The 18,381-nt window shown below is 68.6% G+C and carries 16 protein-coding genes, 1 tRNA gene and 1 pseudogene; 5 read left to right on the top strand and 13 right to left on the bottom strand.

The window, feature by feature from the left end; genetic code table 11:
- Positions 1-2: 2 nt before the first annotated feature.
- On the bottom strand, positions 3-1,664 hold the full coding sequence (locus tag AWU67_RS09625) for an amidohydrolase (protein WP_067228293.1): 1,662 nt from the start codon (positions 1,662-1,664) through the stop codon (positions 3-5).
- Between the two features lie 194 nt (positions 1,665-1,858).
- Here AWU67_RS09625 and AWU67_RS09630 point away from each other — a divergent pair, with 194 nt between their 5' ends.
- Together AWU67_RS09630 and AWU67_RS09635 are read left to right on the top strand one after the other, a co-directional pair.
- Positions 1,859-2,560: a TetR/AcrR family transcriptional regulator gene (locus tag AWU67_RS09630; protein ID WP_067228295.1), complete on the top strand. Its 702-nt coding sequence runs from the start codon at positions 1,859-1,861 to the stop codon at positions 2,558-2,560.
- A 7-nt stretch (positions 2,561-2,567) separates the two neighbouring features.
- Entirely contained in the window at positions 2,568-2,861 is a 294-nt protein-coding gene (locus AWU67_RS09635; protein ID WP_129586681.1) for a hypothetical protein, read from the top strand.
- A gap of 67 nt (positions 2,862-2,928) precedes the next feature.
- Here AWU67_RS09635 and AWU67_RS09640 read toward each other — a convergent pair whose 3' ends face one another.
- The gene (locus AWU67_RS09640) at positions 2,929-3,807 is read right to left on the bottom strand and encodes a M48 family metalloprotease (protein WP_067228299.1); all 879 of its coding nucleotides are present in this window, start codon (positions 3,805-3,807) and stop codon (positions 2,929-2,931) included.
- Between the two features lie 65 nt (positions 3,808-3,872).
- The gene (locus AWU67_RS09645) at positions 3,873-4,439 is read right to left on the bottom strand and encodes a LemA family protein (protein WP_067228301.1); all 567 of its coding nucleotides are present in this window, start codon (positions 4,437-4,439) and stop codon (positions 3,873-3,875) included.
- A 208-nt stretch (positions 4,440-4,647) separates the two neighbouring features.
- Here AWU67_RS09645 and AWU67_RS18080 point away from each other — a divergent pair.
- Together AWU67_RS18080 and AWU67_RS09655 are read left to right on the top strand one after the other, a co-directional pair.
- Positions 4,648-5,148, top strand: a pseudogene (locus AWU67_RS18080) (ABC transporter ATP-binding protein); the annotation flags it as partial.
- 305 nt (positions 5,149-5,453) lie between these two features.
- Positions 5,454-6,188 carry an ABC transporter permease gene (locus AWU67_RS09655; RefSeq protein WP_067228307.1) on the top strand — a complete coding sequence of 245 codons (735 nt, stop codon included), beginning with the start codon at positions 5,454-5,456 and terminating at the stop codon, positions 6,186-6,188.
- Positions 6,189-7,145: 957 nt separating this feature from the next.
- Here AWU67_RS09655 and AWU67_RS09660 read toward each other — a convergent pair.
- The 4 genes from AWU67_RS09660 to AWU67_RS09675 all read right to left on the bottom strand — a co-directional run bounded on the left by AWU67_RS09660 (position 7,146) and on the right by AWU67_RS09675 (position 11,696).
- Positions 7,146-8,474: a D-arabinono-1,4-lactone oxidase gene (locus AWU67_RS09660; protein WP_067228309.1), complete on the bottom strand. Its 1,329-nt coding sequence runs from the start codon at positions 8,472-8,474 to the stop codon at positions 7,146-7,148.
- A gap of 71 nt (positions 8,475-8,545) precedes the next feature.
- On the bottom strand, positions 8,546-9,766 hold the full coding sequence (locus AWU67_RS09665; RefSeq protein ID WP_067232532.1) for an alanine racemase: 1,221 nt from the start codon (positions 9,764-9,766) through the stop codon (positions 8,546-8,548).
- 50 nt (positions 9,767-9,816) lie between these two features.
- Positions 9,817-11,103 (bottom strand): MFS transporter, encoded by a 1,287-nt coding sequence (locus AWU67_RS09670; RefSeq protein WP_067228312.1) that lies wholly within the window; start codon positions 11,101-11,103, stop codon positions 9,817-9,819.
- A complete protein-coding gene (locus AWU67_RS09675) occupies positions 11,100-11,696 on the bottom strand; it encodes a TetR/AcrR family transcriptional regulator (RefSeq protein WP_067228314.1) in 597 nt (198 codons plus the stop codon). Before AWU67_RS09675 ends, AWU67_RS09670 begins: the two co-directional genes overlap by 4 nt.
- Positions 11,697-11,861: 165 nt before the next feature.
- Here AWU67_RS09675 and AWU67_RS09680 point away from each other — a divergent pair, with 165 nt between their 5' ends.
- Positions 11,862-12,788 (top strand): Ppx/GppA phosphatase family protein, encoded by a 927-nt coding sequence (locus AWU67_RS09680; protein ID WP_067228316.1) that lies wholly within the window; start codon positions 11,862-11,864, stop codon positions 12,786-12,788.
- A gap of 68 nt (positions 12,789-12,856) precedes the next feature.
- Here AWU67_RS09680 and AWU67_RS09685 read toward each other — a convergent pair.
- The 6 genes from AWU67_RS09685 to eno form a co-directional block, all read right to left on the bottom strand.
- Positions 12,857-12,929, bottom strand: a tRNA-Leu gene (locus AWU67_RS09685).
- Positions 12,930-13,009: 80 nt separating this feature from the next.
- Positions 13,010-14,560, bottom strand: coding sequence for an NAD(P)/FAD-dependent oxidoreductase (locus AWU67_RS09690; RefSeq protein ID WP_082716897.1), 1,551 nt, complete (start codon positions 14,558-14,560; stop codon positions 13,010-13,012).
- 42 nt (positions 14,561-14,602) lie between these two features.
- Positions 14,603-15,832: a S8 family peptidase gene (locus AWU67_RS09695; protein WP_335339006.1), complete on the bottom strand. Its 1,230-nt coding sequence runs from the start codon at positions 15,830-15,832 to the stop codon at positions 14,603-14,605.
- 79 nt (positions 15,833-15,911) lie between these two features.
- Entirely contained in the window at positions 15,912-16,433 is a 522-nt protein-coding gene (locus AWU67_RS09700) for a DUF501 domain-containing protein (RefSeq protein ID WP_067228321.1), read from the bottom strand.
- On the bottom strand, positions 16,430-16,918 hold the full coding sequence (locus tag AWU67_RS09705) for an FtsB family cell division protein (RefSeq protein ID WP_067228323.1): 489 nt from the start codon (positions 16,916-16,918) through the stop codon (positions 16,430-16,432). The genes AWU67_RS09700 and AWU67_RS09705 overlap by 4 nt, the downstream gene beginning before the upstream one ends.
- Positions 16,919-16,996: 78 nt before the next feature.
- Complete coding sequence (gene eno, locus AWU67_RS09710; protein WP_067228326.1) at positions 16,997-18,277, bottom strand: phosphopyruvate hydratase; 1,281 nt, start codon at positions 18,275-18,277, stop codon at positions 16,997-16,999.
- Between the last annotated feature and the right edge of the window lie 104 nt (positions 18,278-18,381).

Raw genomic sequence — 18,381 nt, forward strand, 5'->3', positions numbered from 1 at the left:
GGTCAGTCGTTGCGTGAAAAGGCGAGGGTGCCGTCGATCCAGGTGGAGACCACGCTGGCGCTGTAGATCTCCTCCTGGGGAAGGCTGAACGGGTTGGGTTCGATCACGACGAGGTTCGCGATGTAGCCCTCGCGCACGGATCCGGTGTCGCTGTCGCGGTGGTTCACGTAGGCGGTGCCGGAGGTGTAGGCCGCCATCGCGTCCGCGAGGCTGAGGCGCTGGTGGGCACCCCCGAGCGGCGGGGTGTCGCCACCGGGGAAGACCCGGTTGACGGCAACGTGGATCGCCTCGATCGGGTTCGCGCTGGAGACGGGCCAGTCGCTGCCGGCCGCGAGGCGGGCACCGTCGCGCACCAGATCGCCGAAGGGGTACTGCCGGTCGACCGCGCCCTCCCGCAGGAACGGCAGGGTCAGCTCGTCGAGCTGGTCCTCGTGGGTCGCCCAGAGCGCCTGGATGTTGGCGACGGCACCGAGCGGGGCGAAACGGCCGGTGTCGCTCTCGTCAACGACCTGCAGGTGGGCGAGGTGGTGCCGGCCGTCGGTCTCGCCGTTGGCGGCGCGCGCGGCATCCAGTGCGTCCAGCGCCTCCTTGACGGCGCGGTCGCCGAGGGCGTGGAAGTGCACCTGGAAGTCGTCGGCGTCGAGCTGTGCGACGATCTCGCGGAGCAGCTCGGGGTCGACGAAGGAGAGACCGCTGTTTCCGGTGATGTGGCCGTGGCTGTCGCGGTAGGGGGTGAGCATGGCCGCGGTCTGGTTTTCGGCGACGCCGTCGACCATGATCTTCACGGTGCCGAGCGAGAAGCGGTCCTCGTGCCCGAGGGCCTTCACCGCTTCGCGGCGCTGGCGCATCTGCTCGACCTGCTCGATGCCGCCGGAGCGCTCCCACCACTGGGCGCCGACGACGTGGGCGCGCAGGGTGCCCTCGCGAACGGCACGCTCGTACACGCCCTGCAGGTCTTCGACACCGCTGACTGCACCGCCGATCATGGCGTCCTGCCAGCCGGTGATACCGAGCGCGATCAGTGCGTCCTGCGCGGCCAGCAGCCCGGCGTAGGCGACGTCCGCGCTGATGATCGGGCGCACGTCGGCGAAGAGGGCCTCTGCACCCTCGTGGAAGGTGCCGGCCGGGGTGCCGTCGGCCTCGCGCTCGATCTTGCCGTCGGCGGGGTCCGGGGTCTCCGCGGTGATCCCCGCGAGCGCGATCGCGGCCGAGTTGGCCCACGCGCTGTGGTGGTCACGGCTGTTCAGCAGCACGGGCACGTCGGGCACGATGGCGTCGAGCAGGGCGCGCACGGGTGCTCCTCCGGGGAAGTGGTCCATCGACCAACCGCCGCCGCCGATCCACTCGATCCCGGGGTTGGCCTCAAAGTACGCCTTCACCCGCGCGATGGAATCCTCGGCATCCTCCGAGCCGCTGAGGTCGCAGGTGAGCATCTCGACACCGCCGCCGGCGGGGTGGATGTGTGCGTCCTGGAAGCCCGGTGCGAGCAGCGCGCCGTCCAGCTCGATGACCTGCGTGTGCGCGCCGATGAGGGCTGCCGCCTCGGCATCCGGCACCACCGCGACGATGCGTCCACCGGACACCCCGACGGCGCGACCCACCACCGGCTCACCGGAACCGGTGAAGACCGCACCACCTTGAAAAAGAATCTCTACAGCACTCACTCAGTTCCCGCTTCCTCGTCGAATGGGCTAGACGAGCCGAGACTATTCACTGAAAGTAGATCTTGTCAACACCGTTGACAACGGTGATGTTCAACTCGTTATGCTGACTCCGTGCCACACCCCGTCATCGGTGCCGATGCCGCGAGCGAGCATGCCAGCATGGAACAACGACAGTTCACGATCGGATGGCGACTATGGCAACAGCGGTGAAGCACACGAGCACACGTCCCAAAGCGGCCGGTGCGCCGCGAGTTCCGCTCGACCGCGAGCGGATCATCGCCGTCGGTCTCGAGCTCGCCGCGGAGCCGGGCAGCCTGTCGATCTCGGTTCGGGAGCTCGGAGCAAGGCTCGGCACGGATCCGACTGCCATCTATCGGCATTTCCGGAACAAGGAGCAGCTGATGCAGGCCTTGCTCGACGAGGTCATCATGCGCAGCGTCATCGATGTGATCGCCGACCCGTCTGAGTGGCAGGAGCGCCTGCGGCAGCTCGCCGCCGCGACGCTCCACCACTTCGTGCTCTACCCGGCGATCGCCATCGAGGCAACGGTGCTCACCACCCAGGGGCCGGGCGAGTTGGCCGCGGTCGAGCTGATGCTCGACGCCTTCTCCCGGGCCGGGCTCGACGAGGACGAGATGGTGCACCAGTACGCGCTGATGGCCTCGCTCGTGCTCTCCACCGCCGCCGGTATCGCCCGCGCCCGAGGCGAGCGCGCCCCGGGCAGCGACGAGAAGAGCCCCTGGATCGACGGCCCGCTGCTCGCCGATCCGCGCAAGTACCCGCTGATCGCCGCCCTCGCCGGCAAGTTGGCCGACCTCGAGGACCACAGCCTGTTCACGTTCGGCGTCGACGCCCTGATCGAGTCGGCGGAGCGCCGTGCGGCCGCCCAGCACTGAGCCCCGGGTGGTCCAGCTCCGCCGGTACCAGCTGGCGCCGGGCAGCTACGCCGAGTTCACTCAGTGGTGGGCCGAGCGGATGCGGCCGCTGCGCCTCGCGGCCGGCTTCGCGATCGACTTCGCCTACGGACTGCCCGAGTCGGAGGAGTTCGTCTGGGCGGTGAGCGCAGCGGGAGACCGCACAGACTTCCTCGCCCTCGAGGCCGCCTACCTGGCGTCGGAGGCACGCGCGGAGGTCATGCTCACACAGCCGGAACGCGCGCTGTCGATGCGGGTCGGGTTCGTCGATCAGGTCGGCTAACTGCCGGCATCCGAGCGCCGAGCAGAACGCTGCACAGAACGCAGCGGAGAGATTCGCAGCGTGGAGCCTAGAACGTGCCGCCCATGGTGCGCAGGCGCTCGACTCGGTCGGCGATCGGCGGGTGGGTGCTGAACAGGCGGTCCATGATGCCGGGCTTCAGCGGGTCGGCGATCCAGAGGTGCGCCATCGACGAGTTCTGTTTGAGCATCGGCCGGCCGTAGGCCTCGAGCTTGAGCAGCGCGTTGGCGAGGGCCTCCGGGTGCCGGGTGGTCATCGCCCCCGTGGCGTCGGCGAGGTACTCGCGCTGCCGGGAAACCGCCATCTGCACCATGCCGGCCACCAGCGGAGCGACGAGCATGGCGACGATGCCGAACACCAGCACGATCGGGTTGCCGTTGTTGTTGTTGTTGCGGCCGAAGAACGCCATGCGCATGAACATGTCGGCGATGAAGCCGACCGCCACGACGAGCCCGAAGACGATCATCGAGACCCGGATGTCGTAGTTGCGCACGTGGCCGAGCTCGTGCGCCATGACGCCCTCGAGCTCGGAGTCGTCCATGATCTCGAGCAGCCCGGTCGTCGCGGCGACGATGGCGTGCTCCGGGTCACGGCCCGTGGCGAAGGCGTTCGGCGCCGGGTCGTTGATGATGTACACCTTCGGCATGGGCGTGCCGGTCGTGATCGCGAGGTTCTCGACGACGCGCCAGAGCCGCGGGTGGTCGGTCACCGAGGTGACCTCGATGCCGCCGCTCATCGAGACGGCCTGGCTGCCGGCCAGGAAGTACTGGAACACGGCGTAGAGCGTCGCGATGACGAGCGTCGTGATGACGATCGACGGGCTCTGGTAGATAACCGCCGCCAACCATCCCAGGCCGCCGATGATCAGCAGAAAGAAGATGATGATGAAGACGGTGTTGCGCTTGTTGCGGGCGATCGCGCTATACATGGTTCCTGATTACGGGGTTCCGGCAGAGGTGGGGGTGGTGCTCGTACGGGCTAGAGCGGTGCTGGTTAGAACTGCACGCGCGGCGGTTCGGCGATCGCCGCGGCGTCCGCCACCTCGAAGAACTGGCGCTCACCGAAGCCGAGCTTGCCGGCGAAGAAGTTGTTCGGGAACACCTTGATCTTGGTGTTCATCTCGCGCACGCCACCGTTGTAGAAGCGGCGCGCGGCCTGGATCTTGTCTTCGGTGTCGACGAGCTCACCCTGCAACTGCAGGTAGTTCTGGCTGGCCTGGAGCTGCGGGTAAGCCTCGGCCACCGCGAAGATGCTCTTCAGCGCGCTCTGCATGTGGTTTTCGGCGACGGATGCGTCGGCCGGAGTCTGCACGGAGAGGCTCTCGGCGCGGGCCTTGGTCACGCTCTCGAACACGCCGCGCTCGTGCGCCGCGTAGCCCTTGACCGACTCGATCAGGTTGGGGATCAGATCGGCACGACGCTTCAGCTGCACGGTGATGTCGCTCCAGGCCTCATCGACGCGCACGTTCAACGTGACGAGCGAGTTGTACGTCGCCCACAGGTAAATGCCGACGATGGCGGCGAGTACGACGACGATAAGAATCGGGATGAGCCATTCCATGGCAGATGCTCCTTGAGAACGCGTGAGTGTGAGGCTGGACTTGCTTGGGTGCTTCTCCATACTATGGGGCCGTTTCGAGCATTCATGGCGTTCCCACCAGACTCCAAGGCGCCCCGCCGCATACTCCCGGCCGACACCGGCGACATGCCGGTGGGACGTGCCCAGATCGGGGGTATCAGCGGGGCCGCGAGGGGCGAATAATACGAGCATGACAAATGCGGATGCCAGCGACGTCGCGATCAGCATCGACGGGCTGCACGTGCGGCGCGGCCGCACCGCGGTGCTTCACGGGCTGCGACTCGACGTGCCCCGCGGCCAGGTGGTCGGCCTGCTCGGCCCGAGCGGCTGCGGCAAGACCACGCTGATGCGCTCCATCGTGGGGGTGCAGCAACTCGGATCGGGCACCGTCACGGTGCTCGGCCAGCCCGGCGGCAGCGCGGGGCTCAGACACAAGATCGGCTATGTCACCCAGTCCGCCAGCGTCTACGACGATCTGACGGTGCGCCAGAACCTGGACTACTTCCGCCGCGTGCTCGGGGCCCCGGCCGGCGACACGCAGCGGGTGCTGGAGGCCACGGCGCTCACTCCGCAGGCGGAGAGCCTCGCCGGCGACCTCTCCGGCGGCCAGCGCAGTCGGGTGTCGTTGGCCACTGCGCTGCTCGGCACCCCCGAGCTGCTGGTGCTCGACGAACCCACGGTGGGCCTCGACCCGGTGCTGCGGGGCGAGCTGTGGGGCCTGTTCCATCGGCTCGCGGCGGGCGGGGTCAGCCTGCTCGTCTCCAGCCACGTGATGGACGAGGCCACCCGCTGCGACCGGCTGCTGCTGATGCGCGACGGCGACATCCTCTTCGACGACACCCCGGTGGCGCTGCTGGCCAGCACGGGCAAGGCCGACGCCGAGAGCGCCTTCCTCGAGGTGATCACCCGGCAGGCCGCACCCGAACACGGCGCAGATGAGCACGGTGGGCAGGAGCCCCCTCGCCGCGGCCACGGCCACGGGCGGCGGGAACGCTCATGAACGGGCATCGCCTGCTGGCGACTACCGGCCGGGTGCTCACCCAGATCCGGCACGACCCGCGCACGATCGCGCTGCTGCTGCTCGTGCCGACGCTGCTGATCGGGCTCGTGGCGTGGATCTTCTCCGATACGACCGTGTTCGACACGATCGGTCCGGCGATGATCGCGCTGTTCCCGTTCATCGTGATGTTCCTGGTCACCAGCATCGCGACGCTGCGGGAGCGGCGAACGGGCACCCTGGAGCGGCTGCTGGCGATGCCGCTCGGCCGCGGCGACTTCCTGTTCGGGTACACGCTGGCCTTCGGCCTGCTCGCGATCGTGCAGGCCAGCATCGCGGTGGCCTTCGCCGTCTGGGTGTGCGGGCTGCAGATCTCCGGCCCGATCGGGCTGTTGCTGCTGGTGGCGGTGATGGACGCCGTGCTCGGCACCACGCTGGGGCTGCTGGCGAGTGCGTTCGCCCGCACCGAGTTCCAAGTGGTGCAATTCATGCCGCTGATCATCTTCCCGCAGATCCTGTTGGGCGGCATTTTCCTGCCGCGCGACCAGCTGCCGGCGGGGCTGCGCGAGATCAGCGACTGGCTGCCGCTCTCGCATGCGATCGACGCGCTCAACGATGTAGCCGCCGGCGTGGCCGACTACGGCCCGGTGTGGGTCGACATCGGCATCATCGCGGTGTGGGCCATCGGAGCCGTCGTGCTCGGCTCGCTGACGCTGCGCCGCCAGACACCCTAAGAGGTTTCGACAGGCTCAACCAACGGATGTGCAGTCACCCGCACCCTGACCTTCTTCCCCGTCCTCTCCCCCGCTGGTCGAGTAGGCGCGCCAGCGCCGTATCGAGACCCGGTATCAGACCGGACACCGAGCCGCGCACCAGGTTTCGAGAGGCTCAACCAACGGATGGGCAGTCACCCGCACCCTGACCTCTGCCCCGCCCTCTCCCCCGCTGGTCGAGTAGGCGCGCCAGCGCCGTATCGAGACCCGGTATCGGACCGGACACCGAGCCGCGCACGAAGTTTCGACAGGCTCAACCAACGGATGGACAGTCGCCCGCACTCCGCATTCTTCCCCGCCCTCTCCCCCGCTGGTCGAGTAGGCGCGCCAGCGCCGTATTGAGACCCGGTATCAGACCGGACACCGAGCCGCGTACGAGGTTTCGACAGGCTCAACCAACGGATGGACAGTCGCCCGCACTCCGCATTCTTCCCCGCCCTCTCCCCCGCTGGTCGAGTAGGCGCGCCAGCGCCGTATTGAGACCCGGTATCAGACCGGACACCGAGCCGCGTACGAGGTTTCGACAGGCTCAACCAACGGATGGACAGTCACCCGCACCCCGCCGTCCTCTCCCCGTCCTCTCCCCCGTCCTCTCCGCCGCTGGTCGAGTAGGCGCGCCAGCGCCGTATCGAGACCCGGTATCAGACCGGACACCGAGCCTCGCACGAGGGTTCGACAGGCTCAACCAACGGATGGGCAGTCGCCCGCACCCCGCCGTCCTCTTCCCCGTCCTCTCCCCTGCTGGTCGAGCAGGCGCGCCAGCGCCGTATCGAGACCCGGTATCAGACCGGACACCGAGCCTCACACGAGGTTTCGACAGGCTCAACCAACGGATGGGCAGTCACCCGCACCCCGACCTCTGCCCCGCCCTCTCCCCCGCTGGTCGAGTAGGCGCGCCCGGCCAGCGGCGGGGCGGGCTCAGGCGCCGAGCACCTGGCGCAGGTACGGGTTCGCGAAGATGCGCTCGGGGTCGAGCCGGTCCCGCACCGCCAAGAAGTCGTCGAAGCGCGGGTACACGGTGCGCAGCGACTCCGCGTCGCGGTAGTGCATCTTGCCCCAGTGCGGCCGGCCGCCGTGTCCCATCATGATCTTCTCGACCGCGCGGAAGTACTCCTCCGGGTCTTCCCGGAAAAAGCGGTGCACGGCGATGTAGCCGCTGTCGCGCCCGTAGGCCGTCGACAGCCAGTTGTCGTCGGCCGCGGCGGCGCGCACCTCCAGCGGGAAGGAGATCTTCCAGTCCTTGCGCGCAATCAGTGTGCGCACCTCGACGAGGGCGTCCGGTACCTCGGCCAGCGGCAGCGCGTACTCCATCTCACGGAAGCGCACCGTGCGGCTGGTGGTGAAGACCGACGGTGACAGGTCGGTGAAGTCGCGGTTGCCGGTGACCTTGTCGGCCAGCCGGCTGAGGTGCGGGATGATGCTGGGCACGGCAACACCGACGTTGCAGAGCGCCCGGTACAGCGTGTTGCCGACGAGCTCGTCGTCGACCCACCGTTTGAACGGCGGGATCGGTGAGAGGGCGGCATCCCCCGGCAGTCGGGTGTTCGTCTTGGTCAGCGCCGTGTCGGTGTGCGGGAACCAGTAGAACTCGAAGTGGTCGGCGGATGCGGTGCGCTCCAGGAACCCGTCGAGAACCTGCTGCAGCGGCTCGGGCCGTTCGACGGCCTGCAGCACGAAGGTGGGCACCAGTTGCAGCGTGACGTCGACGATGATGCCGAGGGCTCCGAGGCCCAGCCGGGCCGCGGGCAGCAGCTCGGCGTTCACGGTGTCGCCGCTGCAGTCGGTGCCAATCCGCATCAGCTCGCCGTTGCCGGTGACCAGCGTCAGGCCGATGATCTGGGTGGCGAGGCCGCCGAGTTTCAGGCCGGTTCCGTGCGTGCCGGTGGAGAGCGCGCCGGCGATGGTCTGCCTATCGACGTCGCCCATGTTCGGCAGCGCCAGTCCGAGCGGGCCGAGCAGAGCGGGCAGCTGGTACAGGTTGGTTCCGGCGGCGAGCGTGACCTGGTGCTTGGCGGCGTTGTGGTCCAAGACGCCGCGCAGCCCGGAGAGCTCCAGCTGCACGCCGGGCGCCACCGCGATGCCGGTGAAGCTGTGCCCGGCGCCGACGGCCTTGATCGTGAGGCCGCTTCCGGCGGCGGCCCGAACGGCCCGCTGCACAGCGCCGACGCTGGCCGGTCGCTCGACACGCACAGGGCGCACCGTCTCGGTGCGGCCCCAATTGTGCCAGCGCGCCCCCGTCGCAGCCATCGCCGCCTCATCTCTCGTCGTTCTCTGCTTCATTGCACCGTGGGCGTTGCCATCCCGGACGCGCTCTGCACTCACAGGAATGCCTTTCCCTCACCGCGGTAGCTGGGCATCATGCCCAGCACCCGATCCCCATCGATCAGTGCGAACTCGTTGACGTGCTCGGCGAGCTCGCCGGATTTCGTGTGCCGCAGCCACACCCGGTCGCCCGGTCGCAGCCGGCCGGCGGCCTCCCCCGTCAGCGGGCTCTGTACCTCGCCGGCCATCTCGCGCGCCACGAAGCTGAGGCCCTCCGGCCACGCCAGCTGGGGCAGCCGATCCACGTCGGGCGGGCCGGATGCCACCCAGCCGCCGCCGAGCATTGTGGCGGTGTCGGCCGTCGCCTTGCGCACGATGGGCAGCGCGAAGGCTGCAGCCGGGGCGGGGGCGAAGTGCTCGTAGTTGTCGAAGAGGTGGCCGCCGAAGATGCCGCTGCCGGCGGCGATCTCCGTCACCGAGGCGTCACTCGAGGTGCTCTCCAGTGAGCCGGTGCCGCCGCCGTTGACGAACTCCAGCGGCGTGAGGGCGCGCACGGCGGCCACGGCGGCACCGCGGCGCTCGTGCAGCTCGGCGATCGACTGCTTCTGCATCCAGCGGTTGATGGCCCCGTCGACGGGTTTGCCGATCGGCCGGTTGCCGACGCCGGCGATCTGCGCCTCATACGCCATCATGCCGACCAGGTCGAAGCCGGCCCTGTCCACGATGTAGCCGGCCAGAGCCCGGGCCTCGTCGACGCCGTGCACCGGGGAGCGCCACACGCCGAGGTGGCCGAGAACGGGCGCGTTCCACGAGGCGTCGAGTTCCAGGCACACCCGGATGCTCTCCCGCTGCCCCGGTTTCAGCACCGCGTCGATGACGTCGAGCTGGTCCGGCGCGTCCACCATCAGGGTGATCCGGGCGGCCAGTTCCGGCGTGGTGGCCAGTCGGCGGATGCTGGCCCGGTCGACGCTCGGGTAGCCGACGACGACGTCGTCCACGGTCTCGGCCAGCCAGAGTGCCTCGGCCAGCGTGTAGGCCAGCACACCGTGGTAGCCGGGCAGGGCGAGCAGCTGCTCAATGACGCCGCGCACCCGGAGGGACTTGCTGGCGACGCGGATCGGCATGCCGGCGGCCCGGCGCACCATGTCGCTGGCATTGTGCCGGAGAGCGTCCAGCTGCAGAACCGCGAACGGCGGGTCGAGCTCGGCGGTGGCGGCGTCCAGGCGGCGCCAGTAGTCGGCGCCCCGGAAGCGGGCAGGCAACGTTGACGTCGCCATGCCGACATCCGGCAGCTCGAACCCCGAGCGCAAGCCCAGTTCGATACTCATCAGCGCACCCCCTTCACCCGCGAGACGGCGAGGGCGCCGGCAAAGGCGAACACGGCCGACATCAGGAACAAGCCCTCGAAGCTGCCGAGCACCGCCACGGTTGCGGCGCCGAGCATGGGCGCGATGGCCTGTGGCACCGTCGTGGCGATGTTCATGATGCCCAGGTCTTTGCCGCGGGTGGCCGGGTCCGGCAGCACCTGGGTGGCCAGGGCCTGGTCGACAGAGAGGAAGCAGCCGTAGCCGAGGCCGAGCAGTCCGGCCGCAACCATGGCGACGGGCAGGCTGGGGAAGAACGCCAGCATCAGGGCGGCCACGGCCTGAGCCGAGGACGACATGAACACGAAGGCTTTGCGCCGGCCGAGGCGGTCGGAGAGCCGGCCGAGCACGAGCGAGGCGAGCACGACGAAGACCATGTAGATCAGCGTGAGCAGGATTAGGTTGTCTTCGGCGTTCGCGTCCTTCAGCTGGAACATCAGGAAGTACAGCAGCAGGCTGGTGCCGAAGGCGTTGCCGAAGTTGACCAGGATGCGGCTGAGCAGCGTCCAGCCGAAGTCGGGGTAGCGACGCGGGCTGATCCACAGGCTGGCCAGGATGCCGCGGGTGCTCAGTCGTTCGCGCTGCGCGGGCAGCAGCACCGCGTCCGGCCGGAGCAGGAACGGGATCATCAGCAGCACCAGCAGCAGGGCCATCGAGAGGTAGCCGAGCAGCTGGCCGGTGAAGACGGTGAGCACCAGCACGAGTCCGAGGATGGTGCCGACGGCCTGCGGGGCCGACATCCAGCCGGAGACGTAGCCGCGCTGGTTCACCGGCACCTGGTCGGAGATGGTCGCGGTGAGTGCGGCGGTGAGCACGCAGAATCCGGTGCTGGCGAGGATCCAGCAGATCGCGATGCCCACCAGCTGGGTCTGGAAGCCGAGTGCGGCCAGGGCGGAGGCGAAGAGCAGCGTGCCGGCGGCGATCCAGGGCCGGCGGCGGCCGAAGCGGGAGGTGGTGCGGTCGCTGAGCGCCCCGGTGAGCGGGAAGGCCAGCATCGCGATGAGGCCGGCGATGCCGGAGATCACGCCGAATGCCACGACGCTGTCCGTCCAGTGCTCCGGCTTCAGCTGGGCGTCGATCTGCACCGGCAGCAGCAGCTGCACGGGCGTCAGCTGGGCCATCCAGATGCCCAGCCAGGCACTGCCGAAGGCCGCGATCCAGCGGCCGGGCACGCGCTGGGTCGGCTCGGCGAAGACGCCGGGCAGTGCCGGGCTGGCGTTGTGTGCCGTGGTCGTCGGCTCGCCGCTCATGCGTGCCTGCCCAATCCTGCGAGCGCGTCCGCCGCAAAGTCCATGATGGATGCCGCTGCCGCATCGTCGCGGTCAACCAGCCACGAGACGGTCAGCCCGTCGGTCAACGTCACGAGCATGCGGGCCACCTCGTCGACGGGGCGGCTCCAGCTTGCCCCGGTGTGCTCGGCGGCCGCGGTCAGCGCGGCTGCGGCGAGCGTGTAGTAGTGGTCGTACTGCAGCCTGGCGAGGTGCTCCATCCCCTCGGTGCGGAGCGCCTGCTGGGTGAGTTCGAGCATGGCCTGCTCGCGCAGCGGGTCGGCGCGCAGCAGGTCGGCGTAGCGCTGCAGGCCGGCACGGATGATGTCGCGCAGAGACGCATCGCCGTACGGCCCGGGCAGCACGGCGGCCTCCTCGTGGGTCACGACGAAGGCGATCAGCTCGTGCATCAGCTCGTCGCGCGAGGTGAATGCGTAGTGGAAGCTGGCCAGCGACATGCCGGCCTCCGCGACGATGGCCCGGGTCGTGGCCGCGGCGACGCCCTGGGTGGCGACCACCCGCAGGGCGGCCTGCACGAGTGCGGCACGGCGTTCCGCCGCGGAGATGCGTGGCATCTGGCCTCCTTACACAACGCTGAGCAAGTTCGTTCACGCCGCACGCGGGGCGGCAATTCAAGAGTGGGACATTCGACCCACTTGTTGAACTGAATCAGTATGCACCATCACCGCCCAATCCGCGCCATGTTCAGAGGACTCCCATCGTGGCGGTATCGTTCGACCATGCGCCTTGGAGTTCTCGACGTCGGGTCGAACACCGTCCACTTGTTGATCGTCGATGCCCATCCGGGCGCCGCGCCCGTTCCGATGGCCTCGCACAAGTCGGTGCTGCGCCTGATGCGCTATCTGCTTCCCGACGGCTCGATCAGCGAGGAGGGCGTCGCCGCCCTCCTCGAATCGGTGCGTTCGGCAACCGTGGTCGCCCGCCAGAACAACATCGACGAGCTGCTGCCGATGGCGACGTCCGCGCTCCGCGAGGCCACCAACGGCCAACAGGTGCTCGACCTGATCGCCGAAGAGACCGGGGTCGACCTGCACGTGCTCTCCGGCGATGACGAGGCACGGCTGACGTTCTTCGCGGTGCGCCGCTGGTATGGCTGGTCGGCCGCAGACACCCTGCTCTTCGACATCGGCGGCGGCTCACTGGAGATCGCTGCCGGGGCCGACGAGTTCCCGGCCGTGTCGATGTCGCTGCCGCTCGGCGCCGGCCGCAGCACGATCGCCTTCCTGCATGACGACCCGCCGACATCCGCCCAGATGAACGCGCTGCGCGAGCATGCCCGTGCGGTGCTCGAGGAGGCGCTTCCCTCCTTCGCCGACCTGCCGACGCCCGCCCACGTCGTTGGCTCGTCCAAGACGATTCGCTCGTTGGCCCGGCTGGCTGGCTCCGTGGTGGACGGCGTCGGCGCGCTGGACCGCTCGCTGCTGCGCCGGTCGCAGCTGGAGGACTGGATTCCGCGGCTGGCACGGATCCCGGCGGATGCCCGCCCGGCGCTGCCCGGCATCACCGCCGACCGCACCTTCCAGATCGTCGCGGGCGGCATCGTGCTCGCCGAGGCGATGGCCGTGTTCAAAGTGAAGGAGCTGGAAGTCTCGCCCTGGGCGCTGCGCGAGGGCGTACTGCTGCGCTACCTGGACCGGCTGGGCTAACCCGGCAGAGCGCCCGGCGGAACGGCGGAAACCGGCGCGCGCGGCGATCGCCGGCGCATGATCACACGTACCCCCACTGGGACTCGAACCCAGACTGTGACGATTTTAAGTCGCTTGCCTCTGCCATTGGGCTATGGGGGCGGGCTTTTCGAGTCTAGCCGCGAACAGAACGGCCCCGAGGCAATGCCTCGGGGCCGTTCGTCACGTGGGTCGTGCGTGCGTTACTTCTTGGCGGCGACGGCCTCAGCCGTGTCGACGACCTCGGCAGCGACCTTCTTGGGTGCACGTGCCTTGGCCGGAGCCTTCGCAGCGGCAGGAGCCTTCGCAGCAGCGGGAGCCTTCACTGCAGCTTTCGCGGCCGGAGCCTTGGCAGCAGCAACCTTGGCCGCGGGCTTCTCAGCCACGGCCTTGGCCGGGGCCTTAGCGGCGGCGACCGGTGCAGCCTCGACGGCGGGCTTCGGGCGGGAGGCGAACTCCTCGAACGCGGCACGCGGGGTGGCGACCGCGGCGAGCGAGACGATGTCGCGGCCGAGGAAGAAGTTGTTGATCCAACCCCAGATCACACGAATCTTGCGCTCCCAGCTGGGCATGGCCAGCCCGTGGTAGCCGCGGTGCGCGAACCAGGCCGGGAGGCCCTTGATCGCGATCTTGCCGGACTGGAACACACCGTAGCCGATGCCGAGGCCGGCAACAGCGCCCATGTTCTTGTGCACGTACTGCTTGGGGCCTTCGCCGCGGAGGACGGCGACGATGTTCTTCGCGAGCAGCTTGCCCTGGCGCACGGCGTGCTGGGCGTTCGGCACGCAGTAGCCGCCGACGCCGCCACCGGAGAGGTCGGGTACGGCGGTGATGTCACCGGCGGCCCATGCACCCTCGACGATGTCGTCCTCGGTACCGATGCGCAGGTCGGCGCGCACCTGGAGACGGCCGCGCTCCTCGACGGGGAAGTCGGAGCCGCGCACGACGGCGGGGTTCGCCATCACGCCGGCGGTCCAGACGATCAGGTCGCTCTCGAAACTCTCGCCGGTCGACAGCTCGACGACGCCGCCGACAGCCGACTTCAGCTGCGTGTCCAGGTGCACCTCTGCCCCGCGCTGGGCGAGGTTCTTGAGCACCCAGTGGCTGGTCTCGAGCGAGACCTCCGGCATGATGCGACCCATGGCCTCGATGAGGTGGAAGTGAGTGTCATCGAAGCTCAGCTGCGGGTACGAGGTGAGCAGCGAGCTGGCGAAGGAGCGCAGCTCGGCGAAGACCTCGATGCCGGCGAAGCCGCCACCGATAACGGTGAAGGTGAGCAGGCGGTCGCGCTCGGGGCCGGCCGGCATCGCAGCAGCCTTGTCGAAGTTGGTGAGCACGCGGTCACGGATCGCGACGGCCTCTTCGATCGTCTTGAGGCCGATGGCCTCGTCGGCGACGCCCGGGATCGGGAACGTGCGAGACACGGCCCCGGCAGTCACGACGATGATGTCGTAGTCGAAGGTGTAGGGCTCCCCGACCGACGGCGTGATCGTCGCCTGCTTGGCGGCGTGGTTGATTCCGGTGACCTTGGCGGTCACAACGGTGGTCTTCTTGAGGTGGCGGCGCAGCGCGACGACGGAGTGGCGCGGCTCGATGGAGCCTGCAGCGACCTCGGGGAGGAATGGCTGGTACGTCATGTACGGCAGCGGGTCTACGACGGTAACGTCGGCTTCACCCTTGCGCAGCCACTTCTCGAGCTTCCAGGCAGTGTAAAAGCCGGCGTAACCTCCGCCGACAATGAGGATTTTGGGCACGTTTAGAGATCTCCTACATGATCATTGGTGTGCGAAAACCGCTTACCTGCGCAGTATTCGTCTGAAATGCCGTGTGGCCCCTATGCCCAGCAGCAGAACAAGGATAGCAAATCCTGCGAGCACAAGAATCGGAACGACGACGGTGGCCATCGTGAAGCTGTTCGGGATGACGGATGCGAGCGAGTCGCGTTCCGGCGCCGGAGGGTCTGCCTTCACCACAATGGCCTCGTCGGCATCCGTTGGTTCCTCGCTCGGCGCCACCGCCGCGCGCCGGTGCAGGTGGATCCATTCCTTGAGCTGGGTGGCCGGGTCGGTGCTGGCCGGGGCGACCTCGTCATCGATCGCGGCGGCCGCGTCGATGAGCCCATTGCCGTAAATCTGCACGGGGCCGCTGGGCACGGCGGTGGAGACCACCCGGTTGATGACCTCGGCCGCGTTCAGGTCGGGGTAGGCGGAACGCACCAGCGCGACCAGACCGGACACGATCGGGGCGGCGCCGCTGGTGCCGTCCCATTTGGCGTAGCCGCCGCCCGGCACGACACCGACGAGATCCTCGCTGGGTGCAGCGACCGAGATGGTGATGCCCTGCGAGGAGGCGTCGAAGCTGGCCTCCCCATTGCGGTCGACGCCGGCCACGGTGAGCACGCCGGGGATCGTCGCCGGGGCGCCGACCGCTGTCGTCCCCGCGCCGCGGTTGCCGGCGGCCGCCACCACGACCACGTCGTGCTCGAACGCGTAGAGGAAGGCGTCGTCCCAGCTCTGCGGCCAGTCCAGCGTGTTGCGGGTGAGCGACATGTTGATCACGTCGGCACCGTTGTCGACCGCCCACCGCACGGCGGCGGCGATCTGTTCGTCGTTGCTGATGGACGAGCCCGTGTTCGTGCCGAATGCCACGGAGGCCGCAAGCAACTCGGCTTCCGGGGCGACGCCGGTCACGCCGCTGCCCGGTACGGGGCCGCGGCCGCGCCCGGCCAGCAGTGAGGCCACCATGGTGCCGTGCTGGCTGTTGTCGCCGATGGGCTTCTGCCCGTTCTGGGCACCGATGCCGGAGGCATCCATGCCGCCGACGATGGCGCCCTTGAGCTCGGCGACGGATCCGTCGATGCCGGTGTCGATGACGGCGACGGTGACGCCGGCGCCCTTCGTGGTCAACCAGGCGTCGTTGAAGCCGTAGTCGGCGAGCCAGTACTGCATGTCGCGGATCTGGTCGGCACGGGCCGGCGGGGCGTCAACAACGGTGCTGCCCAGCGTGACGGCAGCAACGATCGCCACCGCCGCAGCCGTTCCCCAGCGCCCCCAACGCCGCATCAGCGAGTTGCCGCCGCTCGCCCTATCGTCATTCGAGCGCCGGTCATTCATCGATCCCCGGGTAGGCCACGCATTCGCACACGGTGGGCGACCAGCTGGAGCGGGCCAGGGCGAGGTCGCCAATCGGGTTCACGCCGGGGCCGGCCGCGAGGGCGTGGCCAGCGAGGGCGTGCAGGCACTTCACCCGCACCGGCATGCCGCCGGCCGAGAAGTTCTCCAGCTCAGGCACGACGAGGATGCTGTCCCGGTCGGAGAGATAGGCCTCGTGGGCGCTCGCGTAGGCGGCGCGCAGCTCCTCGTCCTCGGCGAGCAGATCGTTGAACTCGTTCATCACCTGGGTGGCCTCGAGGAACGACATCGCCGCCGTGGCCGCCGGGTGGGACAGGTAGTAGAGAGTGGGGAACGGGGTCCCGTCGGCCAACCGCGGAGCGGTGGAGACCACGGTCGGGGCCCCACAGACGCAACGCGCGGCGATGCCGATCACGTTGCGGGCGGGACGGCCGAGCTGCGCCGAAACGATGGCGATGTCCCGCTCAGAAGCCGGGTCGAATGGGGGTGTCGTCATGGTGCTGGTGCGCTTTCTGCCAAGCCCGCCGTCATCACGGAGGCGAACATTGACTGTAACCAATCAAGCTGGGTGTTCTGGATTTCGGTGCTGATGGGAGCCCGTTCGCTCTCCTCGACCGGCGCCGGGAGGTCGTTGATCACGAGGAAGCTCACCTCGCCGGGCATCACGTAGTAGAGCCGGTCGCGGGCCTGCGTGATCACGTAGGTCTTGTCGTTCCAGCGCTCGCGTTCCGCCCGCAGGGATTCAACCTGCTGCAGCTGTGTCTCGACTCTCGCGCTGAGCGCGGCGATCTCCTGGCGTTGCTCGACGAGCACGCGCAGACCGGGGGCGAGCACGACGACGGCGAGCACGAGCATCACCATCATGATCAACGAGAAGCCGGAAAAACGAATGCCGCGCAGCCAGCCCCCGGTCGCGGACTCCCCGTGGCTGAGTGCCACAGGGACCTTGCGAGTCTGCGTCTTCGACGAGGTGTCAGGCATGTCCCTGAACCTCCATTCGAAACGCCCCCATTCGAGATGGGCCGAGTGCTGACTGCGCGGCAGAAACCGCGAGGATCCTTACGCGGTGAAGCGCGGGAACGCGCTGCGGCCGGCGTAAACGGCGGCCTCACCGAGCTCTTCTTCGATCCTCAACAGCTGATTGTACTTAGCGACGCGCTCGCTGCGGGCAGGCGCACCGGTCTTGATCTGACCGCAGTCGGTGGCGACGGCGAGGTCGGCGATCGTGGTGTCCTCGGTCTCACCGGAGCGGTGCGAGAGGATCGCGGTGTAGCCGGCGCGCTGCGCCATGGCGACGGCATCCAGCGTCTCGGTCAGGGTGCCGATCTGGTTGACCTTGACCAGGATCGAGTTGGCGGTGCGCAGCTCGAGGCCCTTGGCCAGGCGCTTCGGGTTGGTGACGAACAGGTCGTCGCCGACGATCTGCACCTTGTCGCCGAGCTGGGCGGTGAGGTGGGTGTAGCCGTCCCAGTCTTCCTCCTCCAGCGGGTCCTCGATGGAGACCAGCGGGTACGCCTCGACGAGCTCGGCGTAGTAGGCGACGAGCTCCTCTGCCGAGAGCTGCTTGCCCTCGAAGTGGTAGCTGCCGTCCTTGTAGAACTCGGTGGCGGCGCAGTCCAGGGCCAGCGCGATGTCCTTGCCGGGCACGTAGCCGGCGATCTGGATGGCTTCGACGATGAGGTCGAGGGCCGCGCGGTTGCTGGGCAGGTTGGGGGCGAAGCCGCCCTCGTCGCCGAGGCCGGTGGCCAGGCCCTTCGACTTCAGCAGGCCCTTGAGGGCGTGGTAGGTCTCGACGCCCCAGCGCAGTGCCTCGCTGAAGGTCTCGGCACCCAGGGGAACGATCATGAACTCCTGGATGTCGACGTCGTTGTCGGCGTGCGAGCCACCGTTGATGATGTTCATCAGCGGCACCGGCAGGGTGTGCGCGTTCGGGCCACCGAGGTAGCGGAACAGCGGCAGGTCGAGCGAGTCGGCCGACGCCTTGGCTACGGCCAGGCTGACGCCGAGCATCGCGTTGGCGCCCAGACGGCTCTTGTTCTCGGTGCCGTCGAGCTCGATCAGCGTGGCGTCGAGCACGCGCTGCTCGGTCGACTCGATGCCGTCGATCTCGTCGCCGATCTCGTCCAGAACGGCGTCGACGGCCTTGAGCACGCCCTTTCCGCCGTAGCGGGCCGCGTCACCGTCGCGCAGCTCGTATGCCTCGAACGCACCGGTCGATGCGCCGGAGGGAACTCCGGCACGTGCAACGGTGCCATCCTCCAGCAGGACCTCGACCTCAATGGTCGGGTTTCCACGGGAGTCCAAAATTTCGCGAGCGCCAACAGCCTCGATCAGAGCCACAACTATCTCCTTGAGTAAGGGGGTATGGGATGTGGAAAACGCCGTCGTGATCCGAAGCCCAGTCTACTCACGCAGCGGCCGGGCCACCGGATCGGTTACCCGTC

It is taken from the genome of Microterricola viridarii (genome assembly GCF_001542775.1).
GTDB classification, from domain to species: Bacteria; Actinomycetota; Actinomycetes; order Actinomycetales; family Microbacteriaceae; genus Microterricola; species Microterricola viridarii_A.